The sequence below is a fragment of the Acinetobacter sp. RF14B genome, assembly GCF_006864105.1.
GTDB classification, from domain to species: Bacteria; Pseudomonadota; Gammaproteobacteria; order Pseudomonadales; family Moraxellaceae; genus Acinetobacter; species Acinetobacter lwoffii_C.
Genome location: NZ_SMTB01000061.1, coordinates 1 through 16990 on the forward strand (window position 1 = coordinate 1; position 16990 = coordinate 16990).

Genomic DNA, 16990 nt, shown 5'->3' on the forward strand with positions numbered 1-16990 from the left:
ATCCCCAGAAGACGTGCTGCCAGTCCCCCCGGTCCGGCCACATAGCCGCCAAAGCCAGCGACTGCATCGACTTTCAGACGCTTCATATGCTGCATGGCACTTAAAGTGGCTTTTAAAATTTTAAAAGGTGCCAGGGCTTTACGAACAAAACCGTTACCACGTACCCCTTGAATATCAATTTGATAAATAGGAATGTGATGATTTTTTAATAGACGGTTTTCCATGCCTGCCGGAGTCGCCAACCAAGACACTTGAATGCCTTGTTGTTGTAAATCTTTTGCAACGGCTAACGCTGGAAACACATGTCCACCCGTACCTGCGGCCATCATCATGACATGTTTAGGCTGTTTTTGTTGAGCGTCAGTCACGGTCTAATTCTTCAATACTAAAAATGGAACAGGAAATCTGATTTTAAGCAATCAATTGTAATCACAATCGTCAGGCCTTGAAAGGATATTTACTTTATTTCAACACGCCTTTAATTGTTTTTTTCATGCGAATTGAAAGTTTAAACTAGTTTTATTATCAGGTCTGCACTTTTTCCTAGACTTCAGTGAAGTATCATGATCATTTTAAACTATTTTCTGACGAAGAGAGTTATAGGTATAAAGAGACGATGACTTGGTTCTGCAAGGTTTTCTCTGGACAGTTGATCCTCTTTGTCGTCCTAGTGACTTGCTGCGCTAAGGCTTAAAAAGATATAAATTTCGTTCACACTTCATGTTCTTCATACGTCATCAGTTTTTCTCAACTCACTCCTCGATTGCTTAGGCAAACTTTCTGCAGTCATTCCCATCCCTCAACAGGATTTAGGCTGGAGCTTTACTCAGGCCGGTTTCTCGCCGGATTCAACCAACCGCAGCTTTATAATTTTTCCGCTTTATTGAAGGGATCGGATTTCTTAGCCTTGCTGTATACGCACCCGCTATTTTAAAACGCATCCGCCCACCGGATACACTGAATTTTAACAGGGCCCATAATTACAGCTAGTCTTACCCCTTCTAGGCATATTAACAACGCTGCGGTTAGTGGGGTGAGTTAAGCGCTCTGCCCAATAAAAAAAGAGCCTGATTTCAGGCTCTTTTTAAGTTCCTAGATTCGCATTTAAATTTGACTGGCCTGACCGGCTTCAAGTACGGCAAACAGATCGTCCGCAATCGACGTGCCAAACTGGTCATCAATCTCACGAATACAGGTGGGACTGGTGACATTAATTTCTGTGACATAATTGCCAATTACATCCAGTCCAACAAAAACCAGTCCTTTTTCACGTAAGAATGGACCAACTTTCGCTGCAATGGCCTTATCATGGTCCGTAAGTGGGCGGGCTTCTCCACGGCCGCCTGCAGCCAGATTACCGCGCACTTCCCCATTTTGTGGAATACGGGCCAGACAATACGGTACCGGTTCACCATCAATCATTAGAATACGCTTATCACCATCGACAATTTCCGGAATATAGCGCTGTGCCATAATCGGCTGGGTGCCATTATTGGTCAGCATTTCAATGGTTGAGCCAATATTAATCCCATCCTGATAAAGACGGAAAATCCCGGTGCCTCCCATCCCGTCTAGCGGTTTTACAATCACATCCACATGCTGCTTCAGGAAATCACGGATCAGACTTTGCTGTGACGTCACCAAGGTAGGAACCTGCAGTTCCGGGAACTGGGTCGCAAACAGCTTTTCATTACAGTCACGTAAGCTTTGGGGCTTATTGATAATCCACGCCCCTTCACGTTCTGCCTGCTCCAGAATATAGGTGGTATAAACAAAGTTCATATCGAATGGCGGGTCTTTACGCATTAACACCACGTCATAACTGGCCAGCGATTCTTTTTGTTTTTCGCCCAGCTCATAATAGTGCCCATAGTCTTCAAACACCTGTAATGGCGCGATCAGGCCAAAGGCTTTTCCCTGATCGATATATAAATCTTGCTGTAATGCATACCCTAATTCATGCCCACGGCGTGCCGCAGCCCATAGCATCGCCATGGTGGAATCTTTTTTCAGGTTTACATTTTCGATGGGGTCCATCACAACAAGTACGCGCATGTGTCTATGCTCTTTTTAAAAATGACTTGGCGAGCAGTATAGCCTGTGTGAATTCTTTTGTTTATGGTGATTTTGCATGACTTGTTTTGTATAAATACAAAGAGTTTTTGGGATAAAAGGAAAGTAGCAATGCAGCAGGCAATTATCGGCTTTCACCTGGATGAAGATCATCACTGGGTGGCAGAACTGGCATGTGGGCATGGGCAGCATGTACGCCACAATCCTCCCTGGCAAAACCGTCCCTGGGTAATGACCGAGCAGGGCCGTCAGGAAAAACTGGGGCTGCTCTTAGACTGCAAAAAGTGTGAGGAAACCGGCTCAATGGCTTAAGAGAAAAACCTAAAATCTCTCTCCCCTGCCAATGCTCACAAAAATCATGCAATTCCAGATTTGCTAATTTGCAGAACTATGCTTATGCTTTTATGGCTTCAGTATGCAGCAAGATAAGGTCAATGTTCGGCACACGGTTTGTAAAACAGCTCTGGTTGATGCTGCTGATGGTATTTGCCATCGGCTGGAGCGGTGTGTCTGTAGCATCCACCAAAACCATGCACCTGATCTTGCCTGCTGAAACCACCACCCATACGATGCCAATGGCAGCCAATCATGAGTTTCTGGATTCAGCTCATGAATCGCAGGCCTTTGCCTCGAGCCACTGTGACTCTGGAATCGCCACGCACCAGGACTGTCTGGATTGTGGCTATAGTGCCTGTCAAAGCCTGATCACGGGCTTAAATATGCATCCGCCTGAACTGCACAGCTTTAATATCCAGTTCGCAGAAAAAACCGCCCTCCCCATTTATAGCGCCCAGCATCTCGCCGGTTACTGGCAGGAAATTTTACGTCCACCCAAAGCTTGATCCTGATTTTTTAAATTTTTTATTAAATGAAGGATAAAGTTATGTTGATTAAATTTTCCCAATACCTGTGTCTGGGCATCTCGCTGATGTCGCCGTCTGCCATATTTGCAGCCGTGAAAGAATATCATCTGGTGATTGATGAAAGTCCGGTCAATCTCACGGGTAAAACCGTGCAGCGGATTAGTGTCAATGGCCAGTTCCCTGCGCCACTGCTTGAGTTTGAAGAAGGCGATGACGCGGTGATTCATGTCAAAAATAACCTGAAACATCAGGATAGCTCGATTCACTGGCATGGGCTGCTTTTGCCTGGCCTGATGGATGGTGTGCCTGGATTTAACGGTTTTCAGGGCATCAAGCCCAAGCAGGAATTTACCTATCGCTTTAAGGTTCGCCAGCATGGTACTTACTGGTATCACGCCCATTCCAAAGGTCAGGAACAGGACGGCTTATATGGTGCTCTGGTGATTTATCCCCAAGCCCAAACAGCGCTTCCTGCACATGAAAAAAACGAACGCGAATATGTAGTCATGCTGTCAGACTTTCATGAACAGGGCAGCCAGCAAATTCAGAATAACCTGAAAAAATCAGCCGAGTATTATCAAAACCAGCGTGAAACCCTGAGCGATGTCTGGAAACAGGTCAAACGTGATGGCCTTAAAGCAACCTGGTCGGACCGAAAAATGTGGAACCAGATGCGCATGCTAAAAACCGATCTTTCAGATGTCACGGGTTATACATTTTTGGTCAATGGAAAAACCCCGCAACAAAACTGGACGGGACAATTCCAACCGCATGAAAAAGTCCGGCTACGTTTTATCAATGCCTCCGCCATGTCTTTCTTTGATGTGCGTATTCCACATCTGAAAATGACTGTGATCAGTGCAGATGGCCAACCGGTACAGCCAGTAGAAGTCGATGAATTCCGTATCGGCACGGCAGAGACTTATGATGTGGTGGTCGAGCCTACAGCTGCCCATTACCAGATTGAGGCCGAATCTATTGACCGTTCTGGTTTTGCGATTGGTAGCCTGCATAATGCTGCATTTCCAGCCAATACAGCGATGCATCTGCCAGCCTCACGCCCACGCGCTTTACTCACAATGGAAGATATGGGGCATGGCCAGGAACACAGCAACATGCAAGGCAGTGAACACTCGTCTATGCAACATACTGTAGCTAACGCTGATCAACACAGCCAACACAGCCAACACAGCCAACACAGCCAACACAGCCAACACAGCCAACATCATGATGCTCCGGCTTCTGCCCCAGAATCACAACCGGTGTATGGCTGGGCCAATGCCTCCACACCTGTTGGGCATAAAGCCTTGCAATATAGTGACTTAAAATCCCTGACCCCCCAACCGGATACCCGCCCCGCAGAGCGTGAACTGGTCATTCGTCTGGGTGGAACCATGGAGCGCTATATCTGGACCATCAATGGTAAAAAGTTCAATGAGGCAGAACCACTGCAGGTCAAGTTTGGTGAACGGATCCGCCTGAAATTTATCAATGACAGCATGATGGCGCATCCCATGCATTTACATGGCATGTTTATGCAGCTGGAAAATGGCCAGTCTTCCTCGGTGATGCCTAACAAACATACGGTAGTCGTACCGCCAGGAAAAACGGTGACCACCTTATTAACTGCTGACGAACTGGGAGAATGGGCAATTCATTGCCATCTGCTCTATCACATGAGTGCCGGGATGATGAACAAGCTGATTGTGGCGCAGGTCGATGACACTATAGCATCAGCGCCCACTGCTTCCCCGAAGTCCACAGTTAAACTGGCAGCCGAGCAAGGAGAGAACCATGCACATCACTAACCTCTTGTTAAGATCCATGTTAAGCACTGCCCTTAGCTTGGCCAGTTTCGCCACCATGGCAGCCAATGAACCTCATCATCACGGGCAGACAGCTCATGCTCCTCTGGTCACCTTACCGCAGCAACCTGAAAGGCAGCCGGCGATCAACGCTTCGGATAGCACACATGATCACCGTCAAGAACACGGTGGGCAGATTTATAGCCGGCTGGTACTGGACCAGAAATGGCAACTGAACTCAGATGGGGATGGCGCATTAAAATCAGACAACGAACTGCGGATCGGGACTGATGAAAACAAGTTGGTACTCAAGCTCCATGCAGACAAAGCCGAGTCTGCACAGGCTGAATATGATATCAAGACTTTATATAGTCGCAATATTTCAGACTTCTGGGATGCTCAGGCCGGCGTACGCTATCGTCAGGAAAATCTGGCTGCTCCTTCTACAGGCCAGCAGGTAGAACGTCTGGATGCTGTCTTTGGCTTGCATGGCTTGGCACCCTATTTTTTTGAAACCGATGCATATCTGTATATTGGCGAAGATGATTTTGTCGGTCTCAGCCTAGAAACAACGCGTGATCTGCTACTCAGCCAGAAGCTGATTATACAACCTTATGCCGAACTGGATGTAGTGCTGCAGGATCAGGCACGCAATGCCAAAAAGACTGGCCTAAGTCACGCGGTTCTTGGGCTGGAGACCCGATATGAAATCAATAAAAAAGTCATGCCCTATGTAGATATTGCCTATCAGTACGCTAAGGGAGATGACAAAACAGCCTGGCAGGAGAGTACAGACTCGGAACAAGGCTGGTGGTATGGCGCAGGCCTGAGAATGATCTTCTAAAGCCATCAGGTGAAGGATTTAACCTGAGTGAAGTAACACAACTATTTCCGCGAAGTTCACAGCTTTCACTTGTTTTAATAAGGTTTTAAATTAGATTGCTGTGAACCTAGCGCTATTCGCTGTGCGCTTAGGAGGCTGTCAAAACTTTCGATCCTACTTAGGCCCATGATCATACTGCTGAAGTATGCAACAGCGCGTGATCAAGACATCGCTGAGTCAATTGGGATTCCTCACCCTAGATTTGAGAAACACGATCAAATCATAACCAGCGATTTTTAGTAGATACACATAATTCAACAACACCTAAACTTGCAGTCCAAGTCACATATTCAAATACTCTCAATGCCCTACGTACAATAGAAAAGATAGAATGAAGCACTGTCTGATTAAATGGCTCGGCTCGCTTTTGCCTAGCTTTCAGATGTACCAGTCATATAGATATCAAAGAATGCTTAGTTTCTCTAAACTCCGAAGGTGAAATCCCCACCCATTTTTTAAAAGCACGTGTAAAATTGGTGGGTTGTTCATAACCTAAATATTCGGCAATTTGCTGAATACTCATATCACTTTTCGTCAGTAAGTCTTTTGCAGCGTGTAATCTCATTTCATCCAAAAGACTGGAATAGGTTGTCCCTACATTGTGTAAGTTTCGTTTAAGTGTACGACTTGAAACCGCCATACTTTTTGCAATTTCCTCTAAACTTGGATAACCTTTTCTTGGCGTTAAAATGAGTTTAGACTTTACTTGTAAAGTTATATCACTGATTTTCTGGACGAAATATTGCTGTTCGATTTTACATTGTTGCAATGCTTGCTGATAGGCAATTGGATCGGCCATGTAGATTGGTATATATAATATTTCCGTTTCAAAATGAATCATATTATTCGGCTGATTAAATTGAATAGTGGGGAGCATCTGCCGGTATTTAGCGTGATAGTTGGGTTCAGACCAGTCAAAGTCTATACCTACTTTTGAATAATCTTCATGTGTTAGAAACTTAGCAGCCTGTACAGCCCCAATCATTATGCATTCATAAAAAAAACGTCTTAATATAAAAATCTGCTCCGCTTGACTCGCCATGACAGGATGTAATTCTGTAATTTCTAAAGAAGACTGATTTGGGTTCTCATGAAAAGTAATTTGATAATGTCGCAAACGCATCGTAAAAAACTGTAAAACCAGCTCAATGGCCTGTTTTAAATTCGCACAACTCATCAGGGCAAATCCCATAGGACCATGAGCTGTCAACCGAAGTGCTACCCCATATTCATAACCCAGCCCATCATGATCAGTGAGTTGCAGGCTTTCCCAAACCAATCGTGACCATTGTCTCGGGGTAATTCTATCCTGTAGTAAAGCTTGGTGTGGAATTCTACTTTTTCTGAGCAGGTCGGTACTGTCTATCCCTTTTTTCGCCATGATTTCAAGCAAAATAACAGCATAGGAAACTGGAATACTGGCACTATTTAGAAGAAAAGGATCTTTCATCTTTTTGCTTTTAATTTTTTTGTCCCAAATTGATCAGTAGTATGGCTCAAGTCCATCTCACGCTCAAGTTCTGTTCGATGAATACTCTATCTATTATTTTGAAGAGATATTCTTATGGCACTGCCAAAAGCAAATTCAGATTTTAGAGTGGTGATTACCGGTGCTTCATCAGGGATTGGTGAGGAGCTGGCCAAACAATTTGCAAAAATGGGTTATTCATTGCTTCTGGTGGCTCGTCGCGTTGACAAGCTTGAACAACTGGCCCACAGCCTGAAACAAAAACACGCCGTCGAAGTCGATTTATATCCCTGTGACCTGGCTGATCGTCAGGCAAGAAGTAAGTTGAAGGCGTTTTTAACTACCATTCAGGTTTCAGTTTTATGTAATAACGCAGGCTTTGCGACCTTTGGTGCATTACAGGAACTCGATCCTGAACGTGAAGCAGAAGAAGTAGAAGTCAATGCAATGCCGTCACCGTCCATGATTTAACCATCGCTGTACTCCCTCAAATGATTGCACGTAAGTCAGGTGCAATCTTAATTGTGGGATCAACCTCTGGACATCAACCCACACCGGCCAACGCAACTTATGCAGCAACCAAAGCCTTTGCAAACTCATTTGCTGAATCATTACATAGTGAACTAAAAGGCACCGGTGTTAGTTGTACTTTACTTGCCCCGGGACCGACCCGTACAGAATTTACCGAAATAGCAGGCATCAGCAAAATTGAGGGGGTCGGTGGTCAACTGGTGTGGGTCAGTGCTGAACGCGTGGCAAAACAGGCCATTGAGGGCATGCGCTGTAATAAACGTATTGTGATTCCGGGCTTACTGGCTCAAGTCCAAACTGTTGGCGGGCGTTATACCCCCCGCGTGATCTTATTGCCAATTCTCAAACACGTTTTTTCGAGATTAAAATCATGAAGCAGTTTATTCAGGATATAAAAACGCCTTTGGCATTGGCCCGTTTAGGCAAGAAAATTTATCACAATGCCCAATATCTGACTGCGGTGGTTGAAGTCGATCCGAAGAAAATGGCGAAATGGTTACCCTCTGGCATGACTTTGGCAAAACCCTATCGTGCCGATCTATTCTGCGCTTATTTTCCTGACAATGTGTATACAGGTGCCTATCACGAGGCCGGTTTATTTGTGCATATCAAGGTCGGTAAAAAATACGGCATTTTCTGTCCGTGGATGATTTTGGACGACGACAGAGCGATGATTATTGGCCGTGAACTGTTAGGCTACCCGAAAAAAATCGGTGAAATCGACTGGCACAATACGGGTACACATATTGTCACCAAAGCGACATGCCGAGGCTCTACTTTAATTGAAATGAAGGCCGAGTTGGGCGCTGTATTAGCTCATGCCCCGCCCATTTTAGGTTTACCACATCGCAATATTTCAGGCGGTTTAGGCTTAGGCATTCCCAAAGAAATCCGTTTTACTCCCATCGAACATCCTATTGAAGTCCGCCAAGTCAAAATGCAGCTCCAATTCAATGGCAATGAGAATGATCCATTGCATGATATGGGATTGGGAAATGTGGTTGAGGCGCGCTTGCACCGGGTGGACTTATCGGGTGGTTTTATTCCACCAATCCAGCTGCCACGCTTAAGAACACCGCTGTTTTTACTACGACAATTTAACCCACGTATTCTTTGAAAAAAACTACTATAAACAGGTGAATTTTATGAATCAGCATGCAAAAGAAAATGTAGAAGTTAATGTTCTGGCCCAACCGTTAAAACTGGCATGTGGGATCAGTATTCCAAACCGTATTGCAAAAGCAGGCATGAGTGAGCAATTGGCTGATCGTTTTGGGGTACCGACTACCGATTTACAGCAACTTTATGCAGTATGGGCAAGAGGCGGTACAGGTCTGTTGGTCACCGGCAATGTCATGATTGACCATCAAGGTCTGGTTGAGCCACGTAATGTCATTCTTGAAAATGATCAACATTTGCAGTCGTATCGTTTATGGGTAAAAGCGGTACATGCCAATGGTGGCAAAATTATCATGCAGATTAACCATCCGGGGCGTGTTGCGGTGTTACCTTTGCTGAAACGTCCTGTTGCACCATCAGCTGTAGGTTTAGATCTGCCTGCAATAAATATTATCCGTATTCCAAAAGCCATGAGCGAAGCTGAGATTTTGGAACAGATTCAACGCTTTGCTAAAACTGCAAAATTGGCAATACAAGCAGGCTTTGACGGTGTGCAAGTCCATGCAGCGCATGGTTATCTGATTTCGCAATTTTTATCCCCCTTGGCAAATAAACGGACCGATCAATGGGGCGGGACTGCTGAAAATCGTCGTCGTATCCTGATTGAAACTGTACGAGCCGTTCGTAAGGAAATTGGCGCTGACAGGATTTTAAGCGTCAAACTGAATTCCGCAGATTTTCAAAAAGGTGGATTAAGCCAACAGGAATCTTTAGAAATTGCGTTAGCTCTGGAAGCAGAAGGCATTGATCTATTGGAAATTTCAGGCGGGAATTATGAATCACCGGCACAATTGGGTTATGCAGCGGACCGTCAGGCACAAAGAGATGCTTATTTTATTGATTATGCAAAAGCATTAAGGCAGCAAAGTCAGCTTGCCTTGATGCTTACGGGTGGAATCCGTCAAAACAGTACCATGCAGCAGCTGATTGCCGAAAATATCGTTGATTTGATCGGTATGGCACGCCCTTTTGCAATGCAACCAGATTTGGCAAAACAGGTGCTGGCAGGTAAATCGGTACAAGCTCAAACCAATGTACCCTCCATTGGTTATAAACCTGTCGATGCTTATTTACAGCTGGCCTGGCATGCGATGCAATTTAAGCGCATCAGTCAGGGTTTAAACCCCAAAGGCAGTAAGGGTTTGATTCCAACATTCCTACGCTTTGGTCCTCAAATGGGACTGAATATCCTTACGCAAAAATAATAAAAGGACTTCACCATGAAAAGTCTGATTAGCGAAACGCATACCATTATTCCCAGACGTCCAGTCTTTGATTTCTCCAAAAGCTCTTTACACTGGATCAAGGATGACCCGATTGCATCCAATATATTGAATGTCATTCATCCCATCACACCTGCACCTGAGCGTTGGTTCTGTCAGACTTTTCGTGAGGCTTTGCCTTATATTCAAGATGAAAAACTCAAACAAGCAGCCATTGCCTTTATCAAACAAGAAGCCAGCCATAGCTACGGTCATACCTTGGTCAATCGCCAGTTGCACATCGTTGAACAGCATTTACAGGATTATCTGAAACTGCTCGACTGGATTTTTGATGACATGATCGGTTCTAATCCCTTGGGGATCAAACTTAAAAATGAAAAATTAAAAAAACACTGGTTAAAAACCCGTTTAGGGATGGTTGCAGCCGCTGAACATATAACGGGTGTGTTGGGTCATTGGGTATTAAATGCGGAAACCCTTGAAAAATCTGCGATAGAAATTGAATTGTTTAGGTTATTGCAATGGCATGGTGCAGAGGAAGTCGAACACCGCGAAGTTGCTGATGCCATGTTTAGATCTATGAACAATAGCATTACATTGCGAACAGCTTCAGCCGTTTTTATATTTCCACTTTTTTCGATACTCGCCATCCTGGGTATTTATCAAATTATGGAGAAAGATACTGAATTTCCTCAACCATTTAAAATCCGCGATTATTTACGGGCTGCACGTCAAGACCGTGTACCGAAAGCCCAGATGTTATTGAAAGCAGGTATGCGCTATTTTAATCCCAAGCACTCCCCCTTGAACGAAGGGAATACACAGCAGGCTTTGAACTTTTTGAAAAAAATGGGAAGCTAGTCAGCCAGTGAGAGCCTTAAGAAGGCTCTTTTTCTTAAGGTTTATACGGATCAACTCAAGCTATTGTATGACTTGGATGAGTATTGATTCGGTGGTCAATCAAAGCAATCTCACTTCTTATTCTTTAAAATTAGCTCAGCATGGTGAACTTCCAGAAAAAATAGAGATAGAATGAACGCTCTTCGAAGAATTTAACTATTGATTTCTTGTCTGAGTATGAAACTTTATTTTTTCTTCTCTTATTATGGAACTATAAATATCAATGCGACCAAGATGGCCCAGTATGAAAATTTATTATTCTCGTACAAGAAACTGGCCTTTTTCTTTCCATGGAGAATATAGAAATGACTAAACTGACCTGTTTCAAAGCCTATGATATTCGCGGCAAATTAGGGACTGAACTGAATACCGAAATCGCCTATAAAATTGGCCGTGCCTATGGACAGATTTATCAACCTGACACAATGGTGGTAGGTTGCGATATCCGCTTAAGCAGCGAAGACTTAAAACAGGCGACCATCCGTGGCTTAAATGATGCAGGGGTCAATGTGCTGGATCTGGGGATGACCGGCACGGAAGAAGTCTACTTTGGCGCGTTCCATCTGGATGTACAGGGTGGGATTGAAATCACCGCCAGTCATAATCCGATGGACTATAACGGCATGAAACTGGTACGTGAAAATGCTCGTCCAATCAGTGCAGATACCGGCCTAAAAGACATTCAAGCGCTGGCCGAGAGCAACCAGTTTATTGAAACTGCGACCAAGGGCACGGTTCAGACATACAATATTCTGCCTGAATTTATCGATCACCTGATGACTTATATTGATCCGGCCAGTCTCCGTCCGATGAAGCTGGTGGTCAATGCCGGCAATGGGGCTGCAGGCCATGTGATTGATGCCCTTGAAATCAAGTTTAAAGCGCTCAATATTCCTGTTGAATTTATCAAGATCCATCATGAAGCCGATGGCAACTTTCCCAATGGTATTCCCAATCCGATTCTGGTGGAAAATCGTGCCAGTACCCGTGATGCAGTCATAGCCCATGCGGCAGATATGGGGATTGCCTGGGATGGGGATTTTGACCGTTGCTTCCTCTTTGATGAAAAAGGCCAGTTTATTGAAGGCTATTATATTGTCGGTTTACTGGCACAGGCCTTTTTGCTCAAACAGGCGGGTGAAAAAATTGTGCATGACCCCCGTCTGGTCTGGAATACCTTCGATGTGGTCGACCAGTATCAAGGAACTGCGATCCAGTCTAAATCAGGCCATGCTTTTATTAAGGATGTGATGCGCGAACACAATGCAGTCTATGGCGGTGAGATGAGTGCCCATCACTATTTCCGTGATTTTGCCTACTGTGATAGTGGCATGATTCCCTGGTTGCTCGCCATCAGCGTTGTCTCGGAAACCGGAAAATCGCTTTCTTCCCTGGTAGAAGAGATGATCGCCAAATTCCCATGCAGCGGAGAAATCAACTTTAAAGTCGAAGATACCCAAGCCACGATCCAAAAAATCTTTGAACATTATGCTGAGCAAAAACCTGAAATTGATCAAACCGACGGAGTCAGTCTAAATTTTGGTACCTGGCGTTTTAATGTCCGGGCATCCAATACTGAACCGTTATTGCGTTTAAATATTGAAAGCCGCCGTGATCAAAATCCACGCCCGATGCAAAGTTATATTGATGAACTAACCCAGCTGATTCAGGGTTAAAAAAAATGGGAGCTTTATGACTCCCATTTTTTATTCAAGCTCCAGCTTTTACTGGTAGCCTTCTGGATTCTGCTTTTGCCAGTTCCAGCTATCTGCGAGCATATCTTGTAAAGATAATTCAGCCTTCCATCCCAGCTCTTGATAAGCGCGCTGGCTATCAGCATAGAAACTTGCCAAATCACCCATACGCCGTGGTGCAAACTCAAATGAAACTTGAACCTGGTTCACTGCTTCAAAAGTGTTTTTGATTGCCAATACTGAAATAGGCTGACCCGTACCAATATTCCAAGCACGGCAGCCTTGCTGTTCCAAACGGTTCTGGATGGCCAGTACATGGGCTTTGGCCAAATCCACCACATGAATAAAATCACGTTCACAGGTTCCATCAGGGGTAGGATAATCTTGACCAAAAATAGACAGTTTGTCCCGACGACCCACCGCCACCTGCGTCACATACGGCATCAGATTATTGGGGATTCCTTGAGGATCTTCGCCGATCTGCCCGCTTTTATGGGCCCCCACCGGGTTAAAATAACGCAGCAAGGCAATCGACCAGCGCGTATCTGCAATTGCAGCTTTCTCTAGCATCTGCTCAACTACGAGCTTGGTATAGCCATAATTATTATTCGGCATACCTATTGGCATCTCCTCCTGATAAGGAGAAGGGTTATGCTCTCCGTAGACGGTGGCTGATGAACTAAACACCAGCTTAAATACGCCGGCGCGCTGCATGGCCTGTACCAGGCTGATGGATCCGGCAATATTGTTATCGAAATAGGCCAGTGGAATTTGCTGGCTCTCGCCTACCGCCTTTAAACCGGCAAAATGAATTACAGCATCCACGGGACTGTCCTGAAACAACCGATCGAGTAACTGGCTGTCCCGAATATCGCCTTCAACAAATGTCAGTTTTTTTCGCGTCAACTGCTGGACACGTCTTAAAGATTCAGCAGAACTATTGGATAAATTATCCAGCACAATCACTTCATGACCGGCAGTCAATAACTCTACGCAGGTATGTGAGCCGATATAACCAGCCCCACCCGTCACTAAAATATTAGCCATGCTGCTTTCCTAATAAAATCTGAATTAAACCTTGAGTCGAACCATCCAGACCCTTCAAATCCGTCTGCTCCCCATTCAGGATCGGTAGGAGCTGATTGGCAATCTCCTTGCCTTTTTCGACGCCCCACTGGTCAAATGGATTAATATTCCAGAGCACCGACTGCACAAAGACTTTATGTTCGTACAATGCAATCAACATCCCCAGACTATAAGGATTAAGTTCCTGTAATAAGAGGGTGCTGCTAGGCTGGTTGCCTTCATACTGTTTATAGCTTGGCAGGTTTTGTAGCTCGGTCTGATCCAGAGCATCATTGCCAAAGGCCAATAAGCGCGACTGGGCCAGACAGTTAGACAGCGCCAGATGATGCTGTTCAATTAAAGACTCTGCATTATCTGCATAGGTAAACTGCTGGCTGTTATAACGCTGAATGGGTGCAATAAAGTCACAGCTCACCGCTTGGGTTCCCTGATGCAATAACTGATAAAATGCGTGCTGGGCATTCGGTCCGACTTCACCCCAAATAATCGGGCAGGTATCCAGTTGCACCTTGTCGCCGTTGCGTTGAATCGATTTCCCATTTGATTCCATTTCCAACTGCTGTAAATAAGAGGCAAAATATTTTAAGCGTCCGTCATAAGGCAGAATCGCATGGGTTTGAATATTCAGAAAATTGGTATTCCAGGCCCCCAATAGTCCCATCAGCACCGGAATATTCTGTTCCAGGGGCTGATACTGAAAATGCTGGTCCACCGCATAAGCACCGGCAAGCAGCTGTTTAAAACCCTCGACCCCAATGCTTAAAGCAATAGGCAACCCGATACAGGACCAGAGAGAATAACGGCCACCGACCCAATCCCATAACAGTAGCTGGTTCTCTGCTGCAATCCCCCATGCGGTCATTTTTTCAGGCTTGGTGGATACCCCGATAAAATGATGCTTTAAAATATAAGGATGCTGTCCCAGCGCCTTTTCCAGCCATAAACGCACCGTCTGGGCATTAGATAAGGTATCAATCGTTCCAAAAGACTTGGAAGAGATAATAAACAGGGTGGTTTCTGGACGCAGCTGATGCAGCAGATCCGATAGCTGACTGCCATCCATGGTTGAAACGAAATGTACATTTAGCGGCCGGGCAGATGGATATTTAAAGTCGGACAGGGCATGCGTTACCATCAGTGGTCCCAGGTCTGATCCACCGACGCCAATATTCACCACATCCTGAATGACTTCACCCGTGGCACCCCGGCGCTGTCCTGCATGAATCTGCTCGACCAGCATATACATGCGGTCCAGTTGCTCATGCACTTCTGCGGCCTGCTCGGCATGTCGCGAATCCTCTTTGGGCAGGCGTAAAGCCCAATGCATGGCGGCACGCTGTTCAGTATAATTGATGCTCTGGGTTGAAAATAAGTCTCCAATCCAGGAGCGCAGATGGTTGGCTTCTGCCCATTGAATCAGGTGCTGCATTACCTGCTGATTGATCCGGTGTTTACTATAATCAAAAATGACCTGTTCAAACTGCAGGGAATATTGCTTAAAGCGTGTCGGGTCTGCTTCAAACAGCTGTCTTAAATGTAGCGATTCAATTTCATTTTTAACCGCATAAAGTTTTTTATACAGGTCTTCAGTTTGAGGATTTTTCAGCTGATCTAACATTAGCGTCCCACCCCGATATAATTAAAACCACGCGCCTTGCTATAAGCAGGGTCATAGAGATTACGTCCATCCAGAATCAGGGGATGTTGCATCAGTTTACTTAAGTGCAAATAGTCCGGACTGCTGTATTGTTTCCAGGCAGTCAGCAAACACAGGGCATGTGCTCCTTCAGCGGCCTGATATTGATCCTCACATAAAATCAGGTCATCTCGTGTGCCATATCGAGACTGGATATTGGCCAAGGCTTGAGGATCATGCAGTTTCACCGTCACACCCTGTGCCCATAATGCTTCCAGCATGGCATGCACCGGAGACTGCTGGATACTCGGGGTATTTTCCTTAAAGGCAGCCCCCCAGATCGCAATCACTTTGCCTTGTAAATCTCCCCGGAAATAATTCCACAGCTTGCGAAATAAAAATTCCTTCTGCTGCTCATTAATTTCCCAGACCTGCCCCAGTAACTGGCTCTTCACTCCCGAGTCTGCTACAGCATGGGTGAGCGTGCGGATATCATGAGAAAAGTTTTCACCGCCAAAGCCCACGCCCGGGAACAGGTAGGCAGACCCAATCCGGCTATCTGCAGTCATGCCCTGACGGACCTGCTCAATATCAATGCCGAGTTTTTCGGCAACCCGGGCCAGATCATTCATATAACTGATGCGGGTCGCCAGCATGCCGGAAATACTCAGCTTGGTAAATTCTGCATCGAGAATCGGCATAAACAGGTATTGCTGGGCACGCGGAAATAGAGGTCTGAGCAGTTCTTTAATTTTGAGCTGCACCTCTTGACGGTCACAGCCTACAATCAGTTGGCTGGCCTGTACAAAACTCTGCACAGCATTACCTTCCTGAATAATATCAGGTAGATAAACCCAATCATCATTGGGAAGAGAGTGCTGAAAACGCTGTGTGCCTTGTAAGCCCAAGGTAGATGCATTAATCATCAGTTTCGGATGTGCAAAGCAGGCATGGCTTAAGGTATCGACCACCTGGAGGGCCAGTGTTTCTTCAGTCGGATTAAAACTCAGAAAAAACACATCCTGATTAAAATCCAGATGCTGAAAGTCACAATAATTTAAAAACCGGGATTGCTCCTGCTTTTGGAGCAGAAAATTTAAGGACTCATCCTGAAAATTCGGCGGCGGCTCATCGGCCGTAAAGCTATTACACCACACCACCTGATGACCGCATTCAGACAAAAGAGCAGCGAATACCCCTGAAAACAGGGTTCTTCCTAATATTGCGACCTTCATAATCTTCCTTTGTTATTGTGCCAGTTCCTGAATCAGTGTCTTAAACTCGGCTCCAAGTTGAGGATGATCAATCCCATAGTGTAAAACCGCCTTGAGATAACCCAGCTTGCTGCCGCAGTCAAAAGTCTGGCCTTGCATACGATAAGCTTCAACCGGATCGGTTTGCTGTAACAGGGCAATGGCATCGGTCAGCTGGATTTCATTGCCTGCACCTTTGGGAGTCTGCTCCAGGAGCTGCATGATTTTTGCCGGCAGAATATAACGGCCAACCACTGACAGATTAGAGGGAGCCGTTCCGATGGCCGGTTTTTCTACAATCCCCTGCATCAAGATACTTTCGCCTTCTGCTGGCGAATGCGCGACATCCACAATGCCGTACTGGTCGACCAGATGCTCAGGCACAGCCTCGACCAT

The 16990-nt window shown here is 45.4% G+C and carries 14 protein-coding genes and 2 pseudogenes; 9 read left to right on the top strand and 7 right to left on the bottom strand.

Annotated features, from left to right (window positions below; translation table 11 throughout):
* Positions 1 to 368, bottom strand: a 368-nt coding sequence (locus tag E2K52_RS09735) for a glycosyltransferase (protein WP_171478841.1), incomplete at its 3' end; no start/stop codon positions are given.
* Positions 369 to 1104: 736 nt separating this feature from the next.
* Positions 1105 to 2055 carry a glutathione synthase gene (gene gshB / locus E2K52_RS09745; protein WP_151204932.1) on the bottom strand — a complete coding sequence of 317 codons (951 nt, stop codon included), beginning with the start codon at positions 2053 to 2055 and terminating at the stop codon, positions 1105 to 1107.
* A gap of 129 nt (positions 2056 to 2184) precedes the next feature.
* On the opposite strand from gshB, the gene E2K52_RS09750 reads away from it, so the two are divergent.
* From E2K52_RS09750 to E2K52_RS09765, 4 genes are all read left to right on the top strand, one after another.
* Complete coding sequence (locus E2K52_RS09750; RefSeq protein ID WP_151204933.1) at positions 2185 to 2385, top strand: DUF3565 domain-containing protein; 201 nt, start codon at positions 2185 to 2187, stop codon at positions 2383 to 2385.
* A 122-nt stretch (positions 2386 to 2507) separates the two neighbouring features.
* Entirely contained in the window at positions 2508 to 2915 is a 408-nt protein-coding gene (locus tag E2K52_RS09755) for a hypothetical protein (protein WP_151204934.1), read from the top strand.
* Positions 2916 to 2956: 41 nt separating this feature from the next.
* Positions 2957 to 4744: a copper resistance system multicopper oxidase gene (locus E2K52_RS09760; RefSeq protein WP_151204935.1), complete on the top strand. Its 1788-nt coding sequence runs from the start codon at positions 2957 to 2959 to the stop codon at positions 4742 to 4744.
* Positions 4731 to 5585, top strand: coding sequence for a copper resistance protein B (locus E2K52_RS09765; RefSeq protein ID WP_151204936.1), 855 nt, complete (start codon positions 4731 to 4733; stop codon positions 5583 to 5585). Before E2K52_RS09760 ends, E2K52_RS09765 begins: the two co-directional genes overlap by 14 nt.
* A gap of 430 nt (positions 5586 to 6015) precedes the next feature.
* On the opposite strand, the gene E2K52_RS09775 is transcribed toward E2K52_RS09765, so the two are convergent.
* Positions 6016 to 7074 carry an AraC family transcriptional regulator gene (locus E2K52_RS09775; RefSeq protein ID WP_151204937.1) on the bottom strand — a complete coding sequence of 353 codons (1059 nt, stop codon included), beginning with the start codon at positions 7072 to 7074 and terminating at the stop codon, positions 6016 to 6018.
* 114 nt (positions 7075 to 7188) lie between these two features.
* Here E2K52_RS09775 and E2K52_RS09780 point away from each other — a divergent pair.
* From E2K52_RS09780 to E2K52_RS09800, 5 genes and pseudogenes are all read left to right on the top strand, one after another.
* Positions 7189 to 7997: pseudogene (locus tag E2K52_RS09780) on the top strand (SDR family NAD(P)-dependent oxidoreductase).
* On the top strand, positions 7994 to 8740 hold the full coding sequence (locus E2K52_RS09785; RefSeq protein WP_151204938.1) for an acetoacetate decarboxylase family protein: 747 nt from the start codon (positions 7994 to 7996) through the stop codon (positions 8738 to 8740). The pseudogene E2K52_RS09780 and the gene E2K52_RS09785 overlap by 4 nt, the downstream one beginning before the upstream one ends.
* A gap of 28 nt (positions 8741 to 8768) precedes the next feature.
* Positions 8769 to 10007, top strand: a complete 1239-nt coding sequence (locus tag E2K52_RS09790; RefSeq protein ID WP_151204939.1) for an NADH:flavin oxidoreductase/NADH oxidase family protein — start codon at positions 8769 to 8771, stop codon at positions 10005 to 10007.
* Positions 10008 to 10022: 15 nt separating this feature from the next.
* Positions 10023 to 10886: a metal-dependent hydrolase gene (locus E2K52_RS09795; protein ID WP_151204940.1), complete on the top strand. Its 864-nt coding sequence runs from the start codon at positions 10023 to 10025 to the stop codon at positions 10884 to 10886.
* Between the two features lie 344 nt (positions 10887 to 11230).
* Positions 11231 to 12601, top strand: a complete 1371-nt coding sequence (locus tag E2K52_RS09800) for a phosphomannomutase CpsG (protein WP_151204941.1) — start codon at positions 11231 to 11233, stop codon at positions 12599 to 12601.
* 48 nt (positions 12602 to 12649) lie between these two features.
* On the opposite strand, the gene galE is transcribed toward E2K52_RS09800, so the two are convergent.
* The 4 genes and pseudogenes from galE to E2K52_RS09820 form a co-directional block, all read right to left on the bottom strand.
* Entirely contained in the window at positions 12650 to 13666 is a 1017-nt protein-coding gene (gene galE / locus E2K52_RS09805) for a UDP-glucose 4-epimerase GalE (RefSeq protein ID WP_151204942.1), read from the bottom strand.
* A complete protein-coding gene (gene pgi, locus E2K52_RS09810) occupies positions 13659 to 15323 on the bottom strand; it encodes a glucose-6-phosphate isomerase (protein WP_151204943.1) in 1665 nt (554 codons plus the stop codon). The genes galE and pgi overlap by 8 nt, the downstream gene beginning before the upstream one ends.
* Complete coding sequence (locus tag E2K52_RS09815) at positions 15323 to 16576, bottom strand: nucleotide sugar dehydrogenase (protein ID WP_151204944.1); 1254 nt, start codon at positions 16574 to 16576, stop codon at positions 15323 to 15325. Before E2K52_RS09815 ends, pgi begins: the two co-directional genes overlap by 1 nt.
* A gap of 12 nt (positions 16577 to 16588) precedes the next feature.
* Positions 16589 to 16990, bottom strand: a pseudogene (locus E2K52_RS09820) (UTP--glucose-1-phosphate uridylyltransferase); the annotation flags it as partial.